Annotated in this window: 21 protein-coding genes; 10 read left to right on the top strand and 11 right to left on the bottom strand. The window is 70.8% G+C overall.

The window, feature by feature from the left end; genetic code table 11:
• Positions 1–30 precede the first annotated feature (30 nt).
• The 3 genes from ETD86_RS20845 (at position 31) to ETD86_RS20835 (ending at position 1,797) form a co-directional block, all read left to right on the top strand.
• The gene (locus ETD86_RS20845; protein ID WP_138667828.1) at positions 31–540 is read left to right on the top strand and encodes a nuclear transport factor 2 family protein; all 510 of its coding nucleotides are present in this window, start codon (positions 31–33) and stop codon (positions 538–540) included.
• Positions 541–709: 169 nt separating this feature from the next.
• Positions 710–1,327: a hypothetical protein gene (locus ETD86_RS20840; RefSeq protein WP_138667827.1), complete on the top strand. Its 618-nt coding sequence runs from the start codon at positions 710–712 to the stop codon at positions 1,325–1,327.
• A 125-nt stretch (positions 1,328–1,452) separates the two neighbouring features.
• A complete protein-coding gene (locus tag ETD86_RS20835) occupies positions 1,453–1,797 on the top strand; it encodes an RNA polymerase-binding protein RbpA (protein ID WP_125637410.1) in 345 nt (114 codons plus the stop codon).
• An 80-nt stretch (positions 1,798–1,877) separates the two neighbouring features.
• Here ETD86_RS20835 and ETD86_RS20830 read toward each other — a convergent pair whose 3' ends face one another.
• The 4 genes from ETD86_RS20830 to ETD86_RS20815 all read right to left on the bottom strand — a co-directional run bounded on the left by ETD86_RS20830 (position 1,878) and on the right by ETD86_RS20815 (position 7,897).
• Positions 1,878–2,366 carry an FxsA family protein gene (locus tag ETD86_RS20830; RefSeq protein WP_138667826.1) on the bottom strand — a complete coding sequence of 163 codons (489 nt, stop codon included), beginning with the start codon at positions 2,364–2,366 and terminating at the stop codon, positions 1,878–1,880.
• 64 nt (positions 2,367–2,430) lie between these two features.
• Entirely contained in the window at positions 2,431–3,180 is a 750-nt protein-coding gene (locus tag ETD86_RS20825) for a polyprenol monophosphomannose synthase (RefSeq protein ID WP_138667825.1), read from the bottom strand.
• 2 nt (positions 3,181–3,182) lie between these two features.
• The gene (lnt, locus tag ETD86_RS20820; protein ID WP_246148043.1) at positions 3,183–5,129 is read right to left on the bottom strand and encodes an apolipoprotein N-acyltransferase; all 1,947 of its coding nucleotides are present in this window, start codon (positions 5,127–5,129) and stop codon (positions 3,183–3,185) included.
• Between the two features lie 575 nt (positions 5,130–5,704).
• Positions 5,705–7,897 (bottom strand): HelD family protein, encoded by a 2,193-nt coding sequence (locus ETD86_RS20815; RefSeq protein WP_211370198.1) that lies wholly within the window; start codon positions 7,895–7,897, stop codon positions 5,705–5,707.
• A 323-nt stretch (positions 7,898–8,220) separates the two neighbouring features.
• Here ETD86_RS20815 and ETD86_RS20810 point away from each other — a divergent pair, with 323 nt between their 5' ends.
• The 6 genes from ETD86_RS20810 to ETD86_RS20785 are packed head-to-tail and all read left to right on the top strand — an operon-like array spanning position 8,221 to position 14,846.
• The gene (locus ETD86_RS20810) at positions 8,221–9,417 is read left to right on the top strand and encodes an ROK family transcriptional regulator (RefSeq protein ID WP_138667823.1); all 1,197 of its coding nucleotides are present in this window, start codon (positions 8,221–8,223) and stop codon (positions 9,415–9,417) included.
• Between the two features lie 22 nt (positions 9,418–9,439).
• Positions 9,440–10,783, top strand: a complete 1,344-nt coding sequence (locus ETD86_RS20805) for an ABC transporter substrate-binding protein (RefSeq protein ID WP_138667822.1) — start codon at positions 9,440–9,442, stop codon at positions 10,781–10,783.
• Between the two features lies 1 nt (position 10,784).
• The gene (locus tag ETD86_RS20800) at positions 10,785–11,723 is read left to right on the top strand and encodes a carbohydrate ABC transporter permease (RefSeq protein WP_138667821.1); all 939 of its coding nucleotides are present in this window, start codon (positions 10,785–10,787) and stop codon (positions 11,721–11,723) included.
• On the top strand, positions 11,720–12,616 hold the full coding sequence (locus ETD86_RS20795; protein WP_138667820.1) for a carbohydrate ABC transporter permease: 897 nt from the start codon (positions 11,720–11,722) through the stop codon (positions 12,614–12,616). Before ETD86_RS20800 ends, ETD86_RS20795 begins: the two co-directional genes overlap by 4 nt.
• Complete coding sequence (locus tag ETD86_RS20790) at positions 12,613–13,872, top strand: 6-phospho-beta-glucosidase (RefSeq protein ID WP_138667819.1); 1,260 nt, start codon at positions 12,613–12,615, stop codon at positions 13,870–13,872. Before ETD86_RS20795 ends, ETD86_RS20790 begins: the two co-directional genes overlap by 4 nt.
• Entirely contained in the window at positions 13,872–14,846 is a 975-nt protein-coding gene (locus ETD86_RS20785; RefSeq protein WP_246148042.1) for an N-acetylglucosamine kinase, read from the top strand. The genes ETD86_RS20790 and ETD86_RS20785 overlap by 1 nt, the downstream gene beginning before the upstream one ends.
• A gap of 121 nt (positions 14,847–14,967) precedes the next feature.
• On the opposite strand, the gene ETD86_RS20780 is transcribed toward ETD86_RS20785, so the two are convergent.
• Both ETD86_RS20780 and ETD86_RS20775 read right to left on the bottom strand, forming a co-directional pair.
• Positions 14,968–15,648 carry a FadR/GntR family transcriptional regulator gene (locus ETD86_RS20780; RefSeq protein WP_138667817.1) on the bottom strand — a complete coding sequence of 227 codons (681 nt, stop codon included), beginning with the start codon at positions 15,646–15,648 and terminating at the stop codon, positions 14,968–14,970.
• The gene (locus ETD86_RS20775; protein WP_138667816.1) at positions 15,645–16,772 is read right to left on the bottom strand and encodes an L-talarate/galactarate dehydratase; all 1,128 of its coding nucleotides are present in this window, start codon (positions 16,770–16,772) and stop codon (positions 15,645–15,647) included. The genes ETD86_RS20780 and ETD86_RS20775 overlap by 4 nt, the downstream gene beginning before the upstream one ends.
• Positions 16,773–16,877: 105 nt before the next feature.
• On the opposite strand from ETD86_RS20775, the gene ETD86_RS20770 reads away from it, so the two are divergent.
• Positions 16,878–17,504 carry a dihydrofolate reductase family protein gene (locus ETD86_RS20770; RefSeq protein ID WP_138667815.1) on the top strand — a complete coding sequence of 209 codons (627 nt, stop codon included), beginning with the start codon at positions 16,878–16,880 and terminating at the stop codon, positions 17,502–17,504.
• Positions 17,505–17,533: 29 nt separating this feature from the next.
• Here the strand turns inward: ETD86_RS20770 and ETD86_RS20765 are convergent, their stop codons facing one another.
• The 5 genes from ETD86_RS20765 to ETD86_RS20745 all read right to left on the bottom strand — a co-directional run.
• Complete coding sequence (locus ETD86_RS20765) at positions 17,534–18,010, bottom strand: Lrp/AsnC family transcriptional regulator (RefSeq protein WP_138667814.1); 477 nt, start codon at positions 18,008–18,010, stop codon at positions 17,534–17,536.
• 23 nt (positions 18,011–18,033) lie between these two features.
• The gene (locus ETD86_RS20760; RefSeq protein ID WP_138667813.1) at positions 18,034–18,627 is read right to left on the bottom strand and encodes a GTP-binding protein; all 594 of its coding nucleotides are present in this window, start codon (positions 18,625–18,627) and stop codon (positions 18,034–18,036) included.
• A gap of 237 nt (positions 18,628–18,864) precedes the next feature.
• Positions 18,865–19,089 (bottom strand): hypothetical protein, encoded by a 225-nt coding sequence (locus ETD86_RS20755; protein ID WP_138667812.1) that lies wholly within the window; start codon positions 19,087–19,089, stop codon positions 18,865–18,867.
• Positions 19,086–19,832, bottom strand: coding sequence for a hypothetical protein (locus ETD86_RS20750; RefSeq protein ID WP_138667811.1), 747 nt, complete (start codon positions 19,830–19,832; stop codon positions 19,086–19,088). The genes ETD86_RS20755 and ETD86_RS20750 overlap by 4 nt, the downstream gene beginning before the upstream one ends.
• The coding region (locus ETD86_RS20745; protein WP_138667810.1) for a helix-turn-helix transcriptional regulator at positions 19,786–20,309 on the bottom strand (524 nt) is incomplete at its 5' end. The genes ETD86_RS20750 and ETD86_RS20745, both read right to left, overlap by 47 nt.

Here is a 20,309-nt window from a genome sequence, read left to right as displayed (position 1 = left end):
CCCAGGATAGTGGGTTGATAAAGTGAACCCATGACAGTTCACATTCAGGACTCACCTGCCCGGGCCTACCGCGAGGCGGGCGAGGCGCACGACCTCGACGCGCTCATGGCCACGCTCGCCGACGACGTGGTCTTCCGCTCGCCACTCAGCGCCACCGCCTCCTTCCGGGGCAGGACCCAGGTGCGGGAGCTGTTCGCCGTCGTTCTGGACGCCCTGTCCGAGCTGCGGTACCAGAGCGACCTCGGGGACGAGCGGACGCGCATGCTGACGGCCACCGCGCGGCTGGGGCGGCAGGAGCTGCACGAGGCGACACTTCTCTCGCTCGGCGAGGACGGTCTCGTCGAGGAGATCACGATGTGGGTCCGGCCGCTGCCGGCGTTGACGGCGCTGATGGCGGCACTCGGCCCCGGGCTGGCCAGGGCGACAGGCAGGCCCGGACTGCCGCTCCTGGTCGGCGCCGCGGTCAAGCCGCTGGCGGCGATGACCAGGCTCGGCGACCGGACACTGGTCCCCCTTCTGACCACCAAGCGCCCCCGATAGCAGCGCCGCCTTCCGGCGGCCCGGGCCGACTGGACGCCCGGGGGCGACCGAACCCGCGCTCCCCGGGAGTGGCCATCGATCCGAATCGAGAGCACCGCTCTTGACATGGATACACCGGAACGAGAGCATTGCTCTCATAACAGAGCGACGCCCTCGCCAAGGAGCATTCATGTCCGCACGACTCACCGCCGCCGCCTTCGCGGCCGGCGGCATCTTCTTCCTCATCTACCCGGCGATCCGCCCGTCCGGCGACGACGCCGTCGCGATGGCCTCCGTCGAATGGGTCGCCGGGCACGCAGCCGCGATGCTCGGCTTCATCCTGCTCGGGCTGGCGGTGCTCGGACTCCACAAGGCGCTCGGCGACCGGCTGTCGCTGCGGGCGGCGGTGGTGACGTGGATCGGCGCGGGCCTGACGCTGCCGTACTACGGCGCCGAGGACTTCGGACTGAACGTGATCGCCCAGCGCTCGCTGCGCGACCAGGCGCCCGCGCTCATGGAGCTGGCCCAGGAATTCAGGTACGGGCCGGTCGCGCTCACCATGTTCGCGGCCGGCCTGGTGTCCCTCGGCGCCAGCATGGTCATGGCGGCGGTCTCGGTGTGGCGCTCCGGCACGCTGCCCCGGTGGAGCGGGACGGCCCTGGCGTTGGGTTTCGTGCTGTTCATCCCGCAGTTCTTCGGCCCGTACCCGCTGCGAATCGCGCACGGCGCGCTCATCATGATCGGCGGCCTTTGGCTGGCCACGGCCCTGGGGACGGCTCGGACACGAGCCGAATCGGCAATCATCTGAAGAACCGACGCCCCATCCGCGATTGGATCACCCCGCAGGTGGGAATCCCATCACGGTACCAAGCGTTAGACACCGTGGGAGACAGACCCCCCACTGCATGGGGGCCCTGTAGGAGGCATTGAGACATGGGCGAGCGCGCGCTTCGTGGCACCCGGCTCGGGGCAACCAGCTACGAGAACGACCGTAACACGGATCTGGCTCCGCGCCAGGAGGTGTCCTACACCTGTCCGAAGGGCCATCGTTTCGAGGTTCCGCTTGCCGCCGAGGCCGAAATCCCCGCGACCTGGGAGTGCCGCATGTGCGGCGTGACCGCGGTGCGCGTGGACGGCGAGCAACCGGAGTCCAAGAAGACGAAGCCCCCACGGACGCACTGGGACATGCTCCTGGAGCGGCGCTCCATCGAAGACCTTGAGGAGGTGCTCAACGAGCGGCTCGCGGTTCTGCGGGCGCAGCGTCGTAAGAGCGCCTGACCTACTCTCACGGTGAAACCCCCGGGCCGACGGCCCGGGGGTTCTTCATGCCCGCACTGTCCCGGCTCGAGGGACGGCTCTCAGTCCCGGTCCTCCCGGATGATCTCGCCGTGCACCACCGGGCCGCCGGGCGAGGCGCCGTGCGGGGCGCCGGCGTCGGGGCGCGGCGGGAAGATGTTCGCGTACGGCGACGCGGCCGCCATGCGCTTGACCCGGCGCTCGAAGAACCACGCGCCCAGGCGGCGCATCATCGGCCGGGTGAACGGCAGCACACACAGGAACCCGAACACGTCGGTGAAGAACCCCGGCGTCAGCAGCAACGCGCCGCCCACCAGCACCAGGCCGCCGTCGGCCAGCTCGCGGTTGGGCATCCGGCCGGACTGCAACGCCTCCTGCAGCGCCTGCCACGCCCGTCGCCCCTCACGGCGTACGATCCACGCGCCGAGCAGGCTGTCGGCGATCAGCAGGGCCACGGTCGCGGGGCCACCGATCACGGATCCGATCTGGATCAGCAGCCAGATCTCCAGAACGGGGACGACCAGAAAGGCCAGGAAGAGCAGCAGCCGCATCGTTTTCCTCGATTCCGCACACGCGCGTACGACAGGAACAACGCCCGGCGCACCGGATGCGTTCCTATCCTCGCTCGCCTTTGCGGCGCAACCGCCTGGGCAGGCCGGTGACGCCCCACATGCCGATCCGCCACAACGCCTCGGACATGACCTTGCCGCTCATCTTGCTCTTGCCCACCGTGCGCTCCACGAACGTGATGGGCACCTCCACCACCCGCAGCCCGTGCCTGGACGTGCGCAGTGTCAGGTCGACCTGGAAGCAGTAGCCCTGTGACTCCACGCCCGACAGGCCCACCTTCTCCAGGGTGGCGGCGCGGTAGGCGCGGAACCCGGCGGTCGCGTCGCGTACCGGCAGGCCCAGCATGACGCGCGTGTAGACGTTGGCGCCCTTGGACAGCAGCTCGCGGCGGTGCGGCCAGTTGACCACCTTGCCGCCGGGCACGTAGCGGGAGCCGATCGCCAGGTCGGCGCCGTCCGCCAGCGCCCCGAGCAGCTTCGGCAGCTGCTCCGGCTGGTGCGAGCCGTCGGCGTCCATCTCCACCAGCACGTCGTAGCCCTCGCCCAGCCCCCAGCGGAAGCCGGCGATGTAGGCCGCGCCGAGGCCCTGCTTGCCCGGCCGGTGCAGGACGTGCACGTGGTCGTCGGCGGCGGCGAGCTCGTCGGCGACCTCGCCGGTGCCGTCGGGGCTGTTGTCGTCGGCCACGAGCACGTGGGCGTCCGGCACGGCCGCGCGTACCCGCTCGACGATCATGGACAGGTTGTCGCGCTCGTTGTAGGTCGGGACGACGACGAGCACCCGGCCGAGAGTCTCCATGTTCAGTCGTTCCTCACCTGGTCGCCTCGCCGCCTGGCACGCCACGCGGCGACCACGGCGGCCGCCGCTCCCATCATCAATGCCCACTCAGGAAGCGCCCCCACCTTGGTGGCGAGCGTTTCCTGAGTGCGTACGGGCACCTTGACCACGTTCATGTCCGCGACCAGCTCGCGGGTCTGCCAGGAGACCTTACCGTCAGGCGTGACGTAAGCGGAGATCCCCGTCGTGGCGGCGGTCACCACGGCCCTGTTGTGCTCGACGGCGCGCAGCTGCGACATCGCCAGCTGCTGCGCGGGCAGGTTGGACAGGGCGTAGCTGGCGTTGTTGGTCTGCACCACGATCGGCGTGCCGCCGGCGCGTACGGTGTCGCGGACGGTGCCGTCGTAGGCCACCTCGTAGCAGTTGACCGCGCCGACCGTGACCGGGCCCATCTTCAGATCGCCTGGCTTGCCGCCGGGAACCGACTGCCTGCCGACGAGACCGGCCCGATCCCACAACGCCAGCACGATGTCCTTGAACGGCGTGTACTCGCCGAACGGCACGAGGTTCTGCTTGTCGTAGTAGGCGCCGGCCCCGCTCACCGGGTCCCACACCAGGCTGCGGGTGGCGCGGTGCTCGTCGCCGATCGCGACGACGGCGCCGACGAGCGTCGGCACTCCGACGTCCCGTACCGAGTCCTGAATGATCTGGCGGGCGAACTCATCCTGGTAGGGGTCGATGTCGGTGGAGTTCTCCGGCAGGATGACGATGTCGGGCTTGGGGAGTTTCCCATCCCGTACGGCCTGGGCGAGGCGTTTCGTCTCGTTGGCATGATTTTTCAGGACAACGGCGGGTTCGTCGCCGAGGGCGTACATGCCGCGGCCCGGGACGTTGCCCTGCACGATGCCGACGTTGACGCTGCGGCCCTCGTCGCCCGGCCGCGGGAGCGCCAGAGTGAGCACCGGCACGGCCAGCGCCAGCGCCACCGGGATCGCCCTGCGCCACGCCCGGCTTCGTACCAGGACGGCGTGGGCCAGGAGGGCGCCGCACACGGTGACGGCGAACGACACCAGCGGCGCGCCGCCCAGCGCGGCGTAGGGGGTGAACAACGACTCCCCCTGGCTGAAGGCCACCCGCGCCCACGGGAAGCCGCCGATGGGCACCAAGCCGCGGGCCCACTCCATGCCCACCCACAACCCGCCGAACCACACCGGCCACCCCGGCAGCCTGAACACCAGCGCGGCCAGGGCGGCCATGGCGGCGTAGAACAGGCTCTCGGTGCCGACCAGCATGAGCCAGACGTCGTCGCCGATGGTGCGCACCCAGGCGAGGGCGGGGAACAGGAACACCGCCGCGCCCAGGTAGCCCACCCAGGCGGCCCGCCTGGGACGCGCGCCGTAGAGCGACCCGGTGATCAGTCCGATGCCGAGGGGGGCGCAGAGCCACCAGCCGAGCGGCGGAAAGGCGACGAACAGCGCGATCCCGCCGGCCACGGCCGCCACGACCCGGGCCGCCAGCACCTTCCGGGACTCCCTGGCCTCCCCTGCCTCGGCCACAGGCGGTGCGTCGCCTCCGCCGCCTCGGCCGGTCAGCGTCCCTGCCACCGCGCCCTGCTCTGCCGCAGGCGGCACGTCACTCCCGTCGGCCACGGCCGCCGGGACCGCGTCCCCGCCCCCCGCTACGCTCGTTTCCCGCGGCGCGTCGCCCGCCACCGGCCGCCCACCGGCCGCCGTCGCGGGGTCGCCGCTCGCTCCGTCCGCTCCGTCGCCGGCCTGGGGAGCCTCGGGCGCGAGCGCGGCGTCGGTGGCCTGTGCCGGTGCGGCAGCGCGCTCCGGGCGTGTCTCGGGAGTGCTGATCAGGTCGGGGGCGGACATGTCCGGCTCGGCCGGCAGCGCAACGGGGCCGGCGTCCCTGGTGGGCCCGCTCGGCGGCGCGTCCGGCGCGTCCGGGGCGTCCGGGGCGGCCTCCATGGCCGGAGGTGAGCCGTGCCCGGTTGTGGGCGGTAGGCTCGCTCTGTCCTGAACCACTCCGGGATCTCCTCGCCACCATGCGAACGCCTGCTTGGGAAAACGCTACCGCCCCACGGCCGCGCTCATGCCAGCACGCGCGCAAGAAAGATCGAAAAGATGAGGTGGCGACAGGGTGATCCCGCGACCCACGGGACCACCCGGCGCACTGGCGAGCCCTGCGACACGGGAGCGGGAAGAGGGCCCGGGAACCCTTCGGACCGGACCCGTCTCGTCGGCGGCGAGCTCGGAATTCCGTTGTCTACTGGGCTCCCGGACCCGTCCCGGGTCCAACCCCCCGCCCGGTTGGGGTGCCCCGACTCGACGGACCGACGGCCCTGCACCTGGCTGTGTGGACGAAGTCACACTCCGTCACGGACGCAGGATCCGGCGATGTCAGAGACGGCCAACCGGCCAAGTCCCGTGCTGGACTGCGCAGCAAACTACCGACTCCACCTCAGATGTCAACCGTGTCCCGATCAGCAGAAACATCAAGTTTCCGCAGGTAGGACATGTATGACCTGCCGCCGCAATGCAGATCAAAGCCCATTTGCCGGTGCGGGCGAGCGGCTCGGCAAGCCCTGCAGGGCCTGCGACAGCGGCCGTTCGTGGACGACGCCCAGCCGCTGCGTGGCGCGAGTGAGAGCAACATACAGGTCGCTGGGTCCTCGTGGCGACTGAGCGGCGATGAGGTCCGGTTCGGCCACGATCACCGAGTCGAACTCCAGCCCCTTGGCGTCGGCCACCCCCATGACGGCCACCGGCGCGTCGAGGGCCTCCGCTCCCCTGGCCCGCCCGGCCCCGGGCGTGACCACCACGGTTCCGGCGACGGTCGCCGCGACCTCGGCGCCCAGCGACTCGACCAGCGCGTCCGGCACCACCACCGCGACCTTGCCGCCCTCGCCGACCTCGGCCTTGGCCAGCTCGGGCAGCGCCGGCAGCGGCGCCGCCCAGGGCTCGACGCCCAGCTCGCGCACCGACGTGGGCGCCTCGAGAGCGGGGTCGATGGTGGCCAGGACGCGGGCGGCCACGGCCATCAGCTCGACCGGCGTGCGATAGTTGACGGTGAGCCGCTCCTGGCGCCAGCGCCCGGCCACATACACATCCAGGACCGACGACCACGACCGCGCCCCGGCCGCCGAGCCGGTCTGGGCGATGTCCCCGACGATCGTCATCGACCGCGTCGGGCAGCGGCGCATGACCGACCGCCACGCCATCGGCGACAACTCCTGTGCCTCGTCCACGATCACGTGCCCGTAGGCCCAGGTGCGGTCGGCGGCGGCGCGCTCGGCGGTGGTGAGGTACGGGCCCTCGCCGCGCTGGCGTTCGGCCAGCCGCTCGGCCTCCATCACGTCGGACAGGCCCGTCAGCTCCAGGACCTCGCGGGCGTAGGCGAGCTCGGCCTCGCGCTGGTGTTCCTCGGCCTGCCGGGCGGCGGCCAGCTCCTCTTCCGCCTGCAGGGCGGTGGCGCGCAGCACCTGCTCGTCGATCTCGCCGAGCAGGTCGGCCGCCTCGTCCAGCAGCGGCACGTCGGACTCGGTCCACTCCCCGCCGTCGCGGCGCAGCAGCGCCCGCTCCTCCGGGGTCAGCGCCGAGGCCGCGTAGCCGAGCCGCTCGGCGGAGCCGTACAGGCCGAGCAGCAGCCGCTGCGGCGTCAGGTACGGCCACAGCCGGTTGAGCGCCGACTTGACCACCGGCTCGGTACGCAGCTCCTCGCGCAGGTCGGCCAGCTCCTCCTCGTCGATCAGCCCCTTGCCGATCTTGCGGGCCTGCTGCCTGGCCAGCGCGTTGAGCAGTGACCTGACGAACACGGCTCGGGCCTGGTTGTGCGGGCGGCGCGTCCGGGTGGCCTTGTTCCTGGCCGCCTCCAGCATGGAACGGTCGATGGTGAGCGTGATGCGCCCGACGGCGAGCTCGATGGGCTTGCGCGGCACCTTCTGCCGGTCGCGCACGGCCTTGGCGATGACCTCGGCCATGCGCAGGTCGCCCTTGACCGCGGCCACTTCGGGCCGTTCCCTGGCGGTGGCGGTCACCCCGGGGTACAGCTCCCCCACCGTGGACAGCAGCACGTCGGTTTCGCCGAGCGAGGGCAGCACCTGCTCGATGTAGCGCAGGAACGTGAGGTTGGGGCCGAGGATGAGCACGCCGCGGCGCTCCAGGCGTTCCCTGTGGGTGTAGAGGAGGTAGGCGGCGCGGTGCAGGGCCACGACGGTCTTGCCGGTGCCCGGGCCGCCCTGCACGACCAGCACACCGTTGAGGTCGCTGCGGATGACGCGGTCCTGCTCGGCCTGGATGGTGGCGACGATGTCGCGCATGCGGCCGGTGCGCCGCTCGTCGAGCGCGGCCAGCAGCGCGGCCTCGCCGTTGAGCGTGGCGCGGTCGGCGTCGCTGAGCGAGTCGAGGTCGAGCAGGTCGTCGTCCACGCCGACGACCGCGCGGCCCTTGGTCTGCAGATGGCGGCGCCTGGTCACGCCCATCGGGGCGGCCGGGGTGGCGCGGTAGAACGGCTGCGCGACCGGCGCTCGCCAGTCGATGAGCAACCGGCGCTGGTCGTCGTCGCTGAGGCCGAGCTTGCCGATGTAGAGCCGGCCCTCCTCGACGTGATCCAGCCGTCCGAAAACCAGGCCGCGCTCGACCGCCCACAGCCGCGCGAGTCTGGAGGCGTACATGTCGGCGAACGTGTCGCGCTCCGACCGGTTCTGCATCGTGCCGACGGCGCCCGCGGCCAGCACCTCCTTCAGCTGGTGCTGGGTACGCTCGCGCAGCGTGTCGAGCCGGTCATAGAGGCGGGTGACGTACGCTTGCTCTCTGGCGAGCTCCGTTTGACGAGTTGCCGCCTGACCATTAATGTGGTTAATGGGACACTCCGGGCCATTCTGCTTGTTGTTACGACAAACGACGACATTAGCATGCCTGTCGAGGTACTCTGCCCCTCTTTTCTTCCGTCACCGGCGTTCGGTTACGTCTTCGTTTCACCTCTTGACCATTCCGGCAGGTCCGCCTTACCTTCATCCGAAGTTAGGAAAGTTTCCTAACTTCAGCGGAAGGAGCCGCCGTGAGCGGTCCCGTGCCGGGGACACCCAGTCTGCTACGCGCCATCAACGATCGCGCAGCCTTGCAGGCGCTCCTCGAACGCGGCCCGCTGACCCGCCCCGAGATCGGCGCGCTCACCGGGCTGTCCAAGCCCACGGCATCCCAGCTTCTCGCCCGGCTGCAGGAGGCGGGGCTGGTGGTGCTCGACGGCATCAGGGAGGGCCTGCCGGGCCGTACGGCGGAGGTCTACCGGATCAACCCGGCAGCGGCGTACGTGGGGGCGCTCGACGTCACTCCCGACCGGATCGAGGTCAAGGTGGCCGACATCACCGGCGCGATCGTGGGCGAGCACACCCTGCCGACGCCGCGCCGGCCCCACGGCGAGCTGGTCGACCGGCTCAACGCGGCGCTGCTCGGCGCGAACCCGCCCGACAAGCTGCGCCGCGTCGTGATCGGCGTCCAGGCCGCGATCGACCCCACCACCGGCAGACTCGGGTACGCCGTCACCAAGGACGTGCCCGGCTGGCAGATCCCGGACCTGGTGCCCACGCTCAGCGCCGGGCTGGGCATGCCGGTGGACGTCGAGAACAACGTCAACCTCGTCGCGCTCGCCGAGCAGGCGCACGGCGCCGCCCAGGACAGCCAGGACTTCGTGCTGCTGTGGGCGGACTCGGGCATCGGCTCGGCCATCGTCATGGGCGGGCGCATGCACCGGGGTGCGACGGGCGGCGCGGGCGAGGTGGGCTACATGCCCACCCCCGGCGCGCCGACGGCCCGCGAAGCCGGTCGCCTCGCCGACCACGGATACCAGGCGCTCACCGGCGGCCCGGCCGTGCTCAAGCTGCTGCGCTCGTACGGCGTGCGCGGCGCCGACTTCCGCCAGGCCGTCGCGAACGCCGTACGCGCGGCCGAAGGCTCCGGGCAGAAGGCCGACGACGCCAGAGCCGGTCTGCGTGACATCGCCGCCCGCCTGGCCGTCGGCCTGGCCGCCATCACCTCGGTCATCGACCCCGGCCTGATCGTGCTGACCGGCGGCGTGGTGCTGTCCGGCGGCGAGACCCTGCGCGAGCTCGTCGAGCACGAGCTGCACGCGCTCACCATCCCCCGGCCTCGCGTGCGGCTGTCGAGCGTGGAGGGCAACCCGGTCCTGGCCGGCGCCCTCGACCTGGCCCTCGACACCGTGCGTGAAGAGGTCTTCAGCTCAACCGTTCCATCATGAATTCTGGCAGGAGGCACCCCCCGTGCGCTTCGTCCCCCTCGCGGTCGCCGCGGCCCTTTTGAGCTCGGCAGCGCTGACCGCCTGCACCGCCGGCAAGGAGGCCGGGCCGTCGCTCGGCGCCCAGCCCAAACCCTCAGGATCCGCTTCCCAGGCTGTTCCGGCCGCCACGATCGAGCTGTGGCACGGCTTCTCCACCGACGCCGAGGTCAAGGCTTTCGAGGACGCCATAGCCGGGTTCAACAAGAAGTTCCCGCAGATCACCGTCAAGGCCACCAAGGGCGTCCAGGACGACCAGATCACCCAGGCCATCCGCGGCGGCAAGGCGCCCGACGTCGCGGCCTCGTTCACGACCGACAACGTCGCCCAGTGGTGCAAGTCGGGAGCGTTCCAAGATCTCACTCCGGTGATCCGGCAGGATGGCATCGATCTGACGGTGCTTCCGGCGGTGGCACGTTCCTATACGGCCTTCGACGGCAAGCAGTGCACGCTGCCGCTGCTGGCCGATGCCTACGGCCTCTACTACAACAAGGCCCTGATGAAGGGCGACGAGCCGCCCAAGACGCTGAGCGAGCTGACCGAGCTGACCAAGAAGCTCACCGTCCGCGACGCGAACGGCGACATCAAGGTGGCCGGCTTCATCCCGAGCGTCCAGTACTACGAGAACAGCCCCAGCCACATCGGCCCCATGGTGGGCGCCAAGTGGTACAACGACGACGGCACCTCGGCCATCGGCTCCGACCCGGCCTGGAAGCAGCTGCTGACCTGGCAGAAGGAGCTGGTCGACTGGTACGGCTACGACAAGCTGGAGAAGTTCCGCAAGAGCCTGGGCGACGAGTGGAGCGCCGAGCACCCGTTCTACAAGGGCAAGGTCGCCATGATCCTGGACGGCGAGTGGCGCAACGCCATGCTCGCCAATGACGCCAAGGACCTGGACTACGGCACCGCTCCCCTGCCGGTCGCCGACGACAAGCCCGGCCTGTACGGCAGCGGCTTCACCGCCGGCACCGTCATCGGCGTGCCGAAGGGCGCCAAGAACCCGCAGCAGGCCTGGGAGTTGATCAAGCACTTGACGACCGACACGGGTTCGCTGGTGACGCTGTCGAACGCGTTGCGCAACGTCCCCACCACGAAGGCCTCCATGGACTCCCCCGACCTGGCCAAGGACGCCAACTTCAAGACGTTCCTCGACATCTTCGCCCACCCGAAGACCTCGACGCTGCCCGCCAGCGTGAACAGCGTCTTCAACCAGGAGGTCTTCGCCTCGTTCATCACCAAGTGGGAGAAGGGCTCCGTACCGGACCTGGACGCCGGGCTGAAGGACGTGGACAAGCAGATCAACGACAAGCTGAAGTTGTCCGGAGGCTGATGTGACCGCCGTCCACGCCGCGCCGCCACGCCGGTGGCGCGGCGAGGGCCTGCGTGCCCTCGTCTGGTTGTCGCCGTGGATCGCCGGAGTGTCGATCTTCTTCGTCTACCCGCTGCTGTCCACGGTGTACTTCTCCTTCCACCGCTACGACATGTACACCCTCGAGTTCATCGGCCTGGACAACTACCGCTACCTGCTGCAGGACGCCAGGGTCGCGACCTCGGCGCGGAACACGTTGTGGCTGGTGGCCGTCATGGTCCCGGCGACCGTGCTGTTCTCGCTGGCGCTCGCGCAGCTGGTGATCAGGCTCAAGGCCGGCGTCGGCCTGCTGCGGACGATCTTCTATCTGCCGTCGCTGGTGCCGATGACGGCGGGCACGATCACGTTCGTGTTCCTGCTGAACCCGGGCACCGGCCCGGTCAACCAGGTGCTCGCCTGGTTCGGGATCGAGGGGCCCGACTGGTTCGGCGACCCGGCCTGGTCCAAGCCCAGCCTGACGATGTTGTCGCTGTGGGGCTGCGGCCAGCTCACGGTGATCTTCATGGCGGCCCTGCTGGACGTGCCCAGGCACCTGTACGAGGCCGCCGCCATCGACGGCGCGGGCCCGTGGCGGCAGTTCCGCAGCGTGACCCTGCCGATGATCGCGCCGGTGCTGCTGTTCGCCCTGGTCACGAACGTCATCTACGCCCTGCAGTACTTCTCGCAGGCGATGATCGCCTCCCGCGTGGCCTCGGGCGTGACCGACTCGGCCGGCAGCTCCTTCTCGCCCGGCTACCCGGACGAGTCGCTGCTCACACTGCCGCAGTGGCTGTTCCACGTCGGCTTCCGCGACTACTCCATGGGCTACGCGTGCGTGCTGGCGCTGCTGCTGTTCGGCACCTCCATGATCTTCACCTTGATCCTGCTGCGGCAGTTCCGCCGGGCCGAGGAGGTCTCATGAGCGCCACGATCACCGCGCCGCCGCGGGCGGCGGTCGCCCGCGGCGCGCGGCACGACGGAGGCAGGGCGCGCCGGCGGCGGGTGCTGATGTGGATCGCCACCCATTGTGTTGCCATCGCGCTGGCGCTGATGTTCCTGGCCCCTGTGGTGTTCATCGGGCTGACCGCGCTGATGACCGACGAGCAGGCGCTGACCAGCGAGTTGTGGCCGCAGAGCTGGAACTGGGACAACTTCGCGGTGGTGTTCGAGAAGTCGCTGCTGCTGCGGTGGGCGGGCAACACGCTGATGTACGCGGCGCTCGGCACGGTCTTCACCGTGGTGTCGTCGGTGCCGGTGGCGTACGCGCTGGCCAGGTTCCGGTTCCGGGGGCGGCGGCTGGCGTTCCTCGTGGTGATCACCACGATGATGTTGCCGCCGCAGGTCGTGGCCGTGCCGATCTATCTGGTGTGGGCGCGGCTGGGGCTGACCGACAGCCTGTGGCCGCTGATCCTGCCGATGGTGCTCGGCGACGCGTTCTCCATCTTCCTGCTGCGCCAGTTCCTGGTCACGATCCCGCGCGACTACACCGACGCGGCCAAGGTGGACGGCTGCTCGGATCTCAGGACGCTGCTGCGGGTGGTGCTGCCGATGGCGCGGCCGGCGATCGCGGCGGTGGCCCTGTTCCAGTTCTTCTACTGCTGGAACGACTACTACGGGCCGCTGTTGTACGCCGGCGTCGAGCAGGAGAAGCTGACCTTGTCGCTGGGCCTGGCGACGTTCAAGGCGTTCCACAGCGTGCAGTGGAATCTCACCATGGCCGCCACGCTGATGGTGACGGCACCGGTGATCATCGTGTTCTTCCTCGCCCAGAGAGTGTTCATCGAGGGCGTCACCTTGACGGGAGTGAAGGGTTGAAACTGGCCGTGGTCGGGGGCGGCTCGACGTACACGCCTGAGCTCATCGACGGGTTCGCGCGACTGCGCGACGAGTTGCCGGTGTCGGAGATCGCCCTGATAGACCCTGACGCCGCCCGGCTGGAGCTGGTCGCGGGGGTGTCGCGGCGGATGCTGGCGCACGCCGGGCACCCGGCGCGGGTGCTGGCCACCTCCTCGGTCGCCGAGGGCGTCTCGGGGGCTCAGGTGGTGCTGTTCCAGCTGCGCGTGGGCGGGCAGGCGGCCCGCGAGCTGGACGAGACGTGGCCGCTGCGGTGCGGCTGCGTGGGGCAGGAGACGACGGGCGCGGGGGGCCTGGCCAAGGCGCTGCGCACGGTCCCGGTCGTGCTGCGCATCGCCGAGACGGTACGCGAGCACGCCCCGGACGCCTGGATCGTGGACTTCACCAACCCGGTCGGGATCGTCACCCGGGCCTTGCTGGACGCCGGGCACCGGGCGATCGGGCTGTGCAACGTGGCGATCGGCTTCCAGCGCCGCTTCGCGGCCTGGCTCGGCGCCGACCCGGCGCGGGTCTCGCTCGGCCACGTCGGGCTCAACCATCTGACCTGGGAGCGGGCCGTCCACCTCGACGGGCAGGACGTGCTGCCGGACCTGCTGGCCGAGCACGGGCAGGAGATCGCCGGCAGCCTCGGCCTGCGGCCGGGCCTGCTGCGGCGGCTCGGCGTCGTCCCGTCCTACTATTTGCGGTATTTCTATGCACATGACGCGGTAGTGCGCGAGCAGCGCTCGAAGCCGTCGCGGGCCGCGGAGGTGGCGGAGATGGAGGCACGGCTGCTGGAGCTGTACGCCGACCCGTCCGTGGTCGAGAAACCGGAGCTGCTGTCCCAGCGGGGCGGGGCGTTCTATTCGGAGGCGGCGGTGGCGCTGATCGCGTCGTTGCTCGGCGACCGGGGCGACACGCAGGTGGTGAACGTGCGCAACGCGGGCACGCTGCCGTTCCTCGGCGACGAGGCGGTGATCGAGGTGCCGGCGGCCGTCGGCGCCGGCGGGGCCGTGCCGTTGCCGGTCGCTCCCGTCGAGCCGCTGTACGCCGGGCTGATCGCGAACGTGTCCGCGTACGAGACGCTCGCCCTGGAGGCGGCCCTGCACGGCGGCGCGGACCGGGTGCGGGACGCGCTGCTCGCCCATCCGCTGATCGGGCAGGACGAGCTCGCCGAGGAGCTGACCGGTCTGCTGCTCGAGGCGGGTCGCGAGCACCTGCCGTGGACGGTGGGCTAGTGGCGCCTCCCAGGCTCGTTCTGGCCGTGGACGGCGGCAACAGCAAGACCGACGTGGCGTTGCTCTCCGAGGACGGCGAGGTGCTCGGGAGGAGCCGCTCGGGGCCGTTCGTGCCGCAGCGGGACGGTGTCGCGGCGGCCGTGAGCGTCGTCGAGGCGGCGGTCGCGGCGCTGGCGCCTTTGGGTGGTTTCGACCACGTGTCGGCCTGCTTGGCCGGGGCGGATCTGCCCGTGGAGGAGGAGGCGCTCGCACGGGAGTTCACGGCCCGGGGGTTCGGAGCCGGTGTCGTGGTGCGCAACGACACGTTCGCGCTGCTCCGGGCCGGCGCGTCGGCCTCGTGGGGCGTGGCGGTCGTGTGCGGGGCCGGCATCAACGCGGTCGGGGTCTCGCCTGACGGCGTGGTGGTCCGCTTCCCGGCGCTCGGGCCGATCAGCGGGGACTGGGGCGGCGGCCATGGCCTGGGCGAGCAGGCCCTGTGGCACGCCGCCAGGGCCGAGGACGGCCGGGGTGCGCCGACCGCCCTGGCCGGGCTGGTCACGTCCCACTTCGGGACACGAACCGTCGAGGAGCTGGTGCTGGAGATCCACTTCGGCCGCCTGGACGGGGGGCGGCTGCACGAGCTCGCGCCCGGCGTGTTCGCGCTGGCGGCGGCCGGGGACGCGGTGGCCAGGTCGCTGGTGGAACGGCAGGCCGAGGAGGTGGCGGTCATGGCCGAGGTCTGCCTGCGCCGGCTCGGGCTGCTGGAGACGCCCGCGGAGGTGGTGCTGGGCGGCGGCCTGCTGACCGCCGGGGACCCGCTGTTGACGTCGCTGCTGGACACCGAGTTCGCCGTGCGGGCGCCGAGGGCGGAGCTGGTGGTGGCCGACGTGGCGCCGGTCATGGGCGCGGCTCTGCTCGGCCTGGACCACCTCGGCGCCTCCGAGGCGGCCAGGACCCGGCTGCGCGCCCACTTCGAGCCCTCTCGCACGGCCTGAGCCGCTTCCGCCGCCCAAGGACGCCCTGCCCGCTGTCCGGGCCCCCGTCCGGGCCTCCAGACCCGGCCCCGTCCGGCCCGTCCGGCCCGTCCGGGCCCTCGGGCGGCCCTGGATCGGCCCGTCAGGCGCGGGCGGCGTCCTCGTCCTGCAGCAGGCGCGCCCGGCTGTTGGCCAGGTGCACGCGGACGGCGGCGCGGGCGCCCTCGGCGTCCTGCCGCCGGATCGCGGCGTAGATGTGGTCGTGTTCGGCGACGATCCTGGCGAAGTCCGGCCGATCGGGACGGAGGCGTTCCCGCGGCATGATGATCATCGACGGGCCGAGCGAGGCGAGCAGATCGGCGAAGTACCGGTTCCCGGTGACCAGCGCGATCCGCAGGTGGAACCGATAGTCGGCGTTGACCGCCGCGCTCGGGTGCCCGGCCGCCGACTCGAAGCTCTCCAGCGCCTCCCGCAGCCCGGCCAGCCCGGCGTCGGTGCGGCGGGCCGCGGCCAGCCCGGCCGCCTCGACCTCGACCCCCATGCGGAAGTCGAGCAGGTCGAGGACCTCCTGCCGGGTCTGGGCCGGCGCGGGGTCGAAGCCGGTCGTGCTGGGCCGGGCCAGCACGAAGCTGCCCCGCCCGTGCTGGGTCTCGATCAGCCCGGCCGCCTTCAGCCGCGCGATGGCCTCGCGTACGACGGTCCTGCTCACGCCGTACGTCTCCACCAGGTCGCTCTCCGTCGGCAGCCGCTCGCCGGGCCTGATCACGCCTTCCTGGATGCGCGCGGTCAGGGTGTCGACGAGCTGCTGCGTGCGGCTGGTCACGTCGTCTCGTACCGCTCGGCGGTCCACTTGACCGCCTGCTCGCTCAGCGTGACGCCGATTCCCGGCCGGTCCGGCACCAGCATGCGCCCGTCGCGGATCTCCAGCCGCTCGTTGAACAGCGGCTCCAGCCACTCGAAGTGCTCCACCCACGGCTCCAGCGCGTACGCGGCGGCCAGGTGCAGGTGGATCTCCATGGCGAAGTGCGGGGCGAGCTGGAGCCGCTCGTGCTCGGCCAGCGCGGCCAGCCGCAGGAACGGGGTGACGCCGCCGATGCGGGGCGCGTCCGGCTGGATGACGTCCGCGCCGCGGGCCCTGATCAGCTCGGCGTGCTCGCCGACGCTGGTCAGCATCTCGCCGGTGGCGATCGGGGTGTCCAGCGCGGCGGCCAGGGCCGCGTGTCCGGCGTGGTCGTAGGCGTCCAGCGGCTCCTCGATCCAGACCAGGCCGTACTCCTCCATCGCCCGGCCCATCCGCGCGGCCGTCGGCCGGTCCCACTGCTGGTTGGCGTCCACCATGAGGGGCACCTGGTCGCCGAGGTGCCCGCGTACGGCCTTGAGCCTGGCCAGGTCCGTCCGGGTGTCCGGCTGGCCGACTTTGATCTTGATGCCGGCGATGCCGCGCTCCAGCGCCGCCGTGGCGTTCTCCATCACCTGCTCGATCGGCGCGTGCAGGAATCCGCCCGAGGTGTTGTAGCAGCGCACGGAGTCGCGGTGGGCGCCGAGCAGCTTGGCCAGCGGCAGGCCCGCGCGCTTGGCCTTCATGTCCCACAGCGCCACGTCGAGCGCGGCGATGGCCTGCACCGCCAGCCCGCTGCGACCCACCGACGCGCCCGCCCAGCACAGCTTGTCCCACAACCGGGCGATGTCGTTGGGGTCCTCGCCCACCAGATCGTTGGCGATCTCCTTCGCGTGCGCGTACTGACCCGGGCCGCCGGCGCGCTTGGAGTAGCCGAACCCGATGCCCTCGTGCCCCTGCTCGGTGCCGATCTCGGCGAACAGGAACGCGATCTCGGTCATCGGCCGCTGCCGCCCGGTCAGCACCTTGGCGTCGCTGATCGGCGTGTCGAGGGGGAGGTAAACGGAGGACAGGCGTACCCAGGCAATACGATCCGCAGAAGTCATCATGACAACATCCTATGTCGTCGTACAACTTGGCGGCCAGCGGCGGCGAACGATGAGTTCCCGGCGCGCGGCAGGTCTCCATCGGTGCGGAGAGAAAGGAGCAGGATCATGAGGATCACCTTGGCGACGTACCTGTCGCTGGACGGGGTCATGCAGGCGCCGGGGATGCCCCAGGAGGACACCAGCGGCGGGTTCGAACACGGCGGCTGGCAGTTCCCCTATGCCGATGAGGAGCTAGGGAAGGACACCGCCAAGTGGTTCGCCGAGGCGGACGCCTTCCTTCTGGGCCGGAAGACCTATGAGATCTTCGCGGCCTACTGGCCGACCGTCACCGACGAGGACAACCTGATCGCGGCACGCCTCAACGCCCTCCCCAAGTACGTCGTGTCGACGACCCTGGACAAGGTCGCATGGAACAACGCGACGCTGATCAGGTCCGACGTCCTCGATGAGGTGGCCCGGCTGAAGAGCCGTCCCGGCCGGGAGCTTCAGATCCACGGCAGCGGTGCTCTCGCGCGGTCGCTGCTGGATCACGGCCTGATCGACGAGCTGCGACTGTGGACCTACCCGGTCATCCTGGGCAGCGGCAAGCGGCTGCTCGAGCCGGGTCGCGTGGCGACGGCACTGCGCCTGATCGAGTCGAAGACGACCGGCAGCGGCTGCGTGCTCAGTGTCTACCAACCGGCGGGCAAGCCGGCGTACGGGGACTTCACCGAGGAGAGCCAGGCGGATTGACAGGTGGTCACACCCGCCCGTAGCGGTGACTAGGCGGAGCCGTTGTGGGCGGGGTCGGGTTCGGCGGTCGCGTCGGGGGCGCGGTGCTCGTACGGCGTGCTCAGCACCACCGTCGTGCGGGTGGAGACGTTGGCGGCGGCGCGGATCTGCTGCAGCAGGTCCTCCAGCGCCACCGGGGAGGCGACGCGCACCTTGAGGATGTAGCTCTCGTCGCCCGCCACGCTGTGGCACGCCTCGATGGCCGCCAGGTGGGCCAGCCGCTCGGGGGCGTCGTCGGGCGCGGCGGGGTCGATCGGCTTGATCGACACGAACGCGGTCAGCGGCAGCCCGATCGCGTCATGGTCGATGATCGCGGCGTATCCGCGCAGGACACCGCGCTTTTCCAGGCGGCGTACGCGCTGATGCACCGCTGAGACCGACAGCCCGGTCTCCCTGGCCAGGTCGGTGAAGCTCATGCGGCCGTCGCGGGCCAGCAGCGTGACGATCCGGCGGTCGATCTCCTCCATCGGTCAAAGGTAGCCGGTCATGGTCACGACATGGTCCCGACCGGAGTGACGCCCCGGCGCATCGCGTGCTCCATCAGCGCGACGAGGACCTCCCTGCCCGAGTCGCGCCTGCGGGCGTCGCAGCGCACGATGGGGATGTCGGGCTCCAGGCCGAGCGCGTCTCGCACCTCGCCGACGGTGAAGGGCTGCGTGCCGTCGAAGCAGTTGAGCGCCACGACGAACGGCTGCTCGCGCTTTTCGAAGTAGTCGACGGACGGGAAGCAGTCGTCCAACCGGCGGGTGTCGGCCAGGACCACGGCGCCCAGCGCGCCCATCGCGAGCTCGTCCCACACGAACCAGAACCGCTCCTGGCCCGGGGTGCCGAACAAGTAGAGCATGTAGTCGTCGCGGATGGTGATGCGGCCGAAGTCCATGGCCACGGTGGTGGTGAGCTTCCGCTCGACGCCGGACAGGTCGTCGATGTGCGTGCCGAGATGAGTGAGCGCCTCCTCCGTGCGGAGGGGCCGGGTCTCGGAGACGGCGCCGACCATGGTGGTCTTGCCCGCGCCGAATCCCCCGGCGATCAAGATCTTGATCGCCGTCGGAAGTCGCCAATGGTCAGAGCGACCGAATTCCATCCAGCACCGCCCGTACATCTCCCGCGCATGCGCGGCCCCGACCCTGAGGTGCCGTGGTCAGTGGTACCTGTCAAGGTGTGTTGAGAAGGCCGATCCACATGCCTGGCATCGAGACACCCTAGCAACGCCACATTTTCCACTCAAGCCGCAATTTGTTGCAAGAATCAAAATGTCACAGTTTGTCGTTCGGGGCCCTGTTATTCGCCCGATCGGTCTGGGCAGAGTCAAGCCCGTTTGTCATGAGCTCCGACACCTGCTGAACGCTGGGTGGCCAGGGTCGGGGATGCCATGGAAGCCGGAGTGGAATCCGAGCTGTCGGCGCAGGTAGGCGGCGGCACGGGGGCTGCGTTCGCGTACCGGGCCGAGCAGCTGCGCCGCCTCGCGCGCGAGCCCGGCCGTGGCCTCCGTCACCTCGGCTCGGCTGACGCCGAGGCCCAGGATATTGAGATCGCCGCAGCTCATGTCTCTCCGATACGACGCCACGTCACCGAGCAGATGCAGATAGCGCTGTGCATGCCGGCTGACGGCGCGTAATTGTTGAGGTGGGCCTTTGTCCAGTCGTCGCCCGTGTAAATCCAGTGTGACAGGTCCACGAAGCACGAGCCGCGGCTGTCGGCATTGTCGAGATAGCGGTCCAGTGTGGGCCCGGCGTGCGTGTCGCGCCACACCCACGCCTGGGCCATGCCCGCCAGCATCCTGGTGAGCTGGTCGCGCCAGAGCCACCGCAGGCCGTCGAACTCCTTGACGGTGGCCCGCTCGTCGCGCAGGTCGGCCAGGAACCGGGTGACCGCCGAGCGGGGCACGGCGCCCTCGGCGACGGACAGGCACTCGCGGGTCAGGCGGTTCACCTGCTCGCGGGTGGTCGCGGTGTGGTCCACGAGCCGGTCGACGGCCAGGACCCATAGGGAGGCCCGGTTGACGACCTTCAGGCGGTCGGCGGTTGCCCAGGGGGCGCTGAAGGCGGTGCCGAGGGTCAGGGTGTTGTACAGCGCGGCGTCGAAGGCCGCGGGCGGGAACAGCACGCCGTACATCTGGGCGCAGCGTCGCAGGTCCCTGCCGCACTCGGCGGCCAGCGCGCACGTCCTGCCGAGCGCGTACGCCTCGCCCGGCTCGCCGTCCGACGTCGCGGCCGGCGAGCCGGATCCGGTGCGAGCGGGTTCACGCCGGCCGGGCGTCCGTCGCCACCTTGGCGGCGAGCGCGACACGGGAGCTGATGCCGAGCTTGGTGTAGATCTTGCCGATGTGGTACTCGACGGTCTTGACGCTGATCAGCAGCTCCGTGGCGATCTGGCGGTTGGTCAGGCCGTGGGCCACCAGCGTGGCGGTGCTGAGCTCCTGGGGTGTCAGCCCGAGCCGTACCGTGGCCTGTGGTTCGAGCCCGCACGCCTCCACCTCCTGGACGCAGCGGTCCGCGAGCGGGCGGGCGCCCAGGCGTTCGAAGATCGCGCGGGCGGCGGCGAGCCGTTCCGCGGCCGCCCTGCGCCTGCCCGTGCGGCGCAGCAGCCGTCCGAGGTCCAGCAGCACCCGCGCCTCCTCCAGCGGGCAGACGCCGCGCTCGACCAGCGCCAGCGCACGGACGAAGCTCGCCTCGGCCTGTGCTGGAACGTTCCTGGCAGCCAGCAGCAGCGCCTCCAGCCTGATCCGCTCGGCCCACCGGCGCAGCCCCGCCTTCCGCCCCGCAC

Source organism: Nonomuraea turkmeniaca (genome assembly GCF_005889735.1).
GTDB lineage: Bacteria > Actinomycetota > Actinomycetes > Streptosporangiales > Streptosporangiaceae > Nonomuraea > Nonomuraea turkmeniaca.
This window is presented reverse-complemented; position numbering and strand designations above follow the sequence as displayed.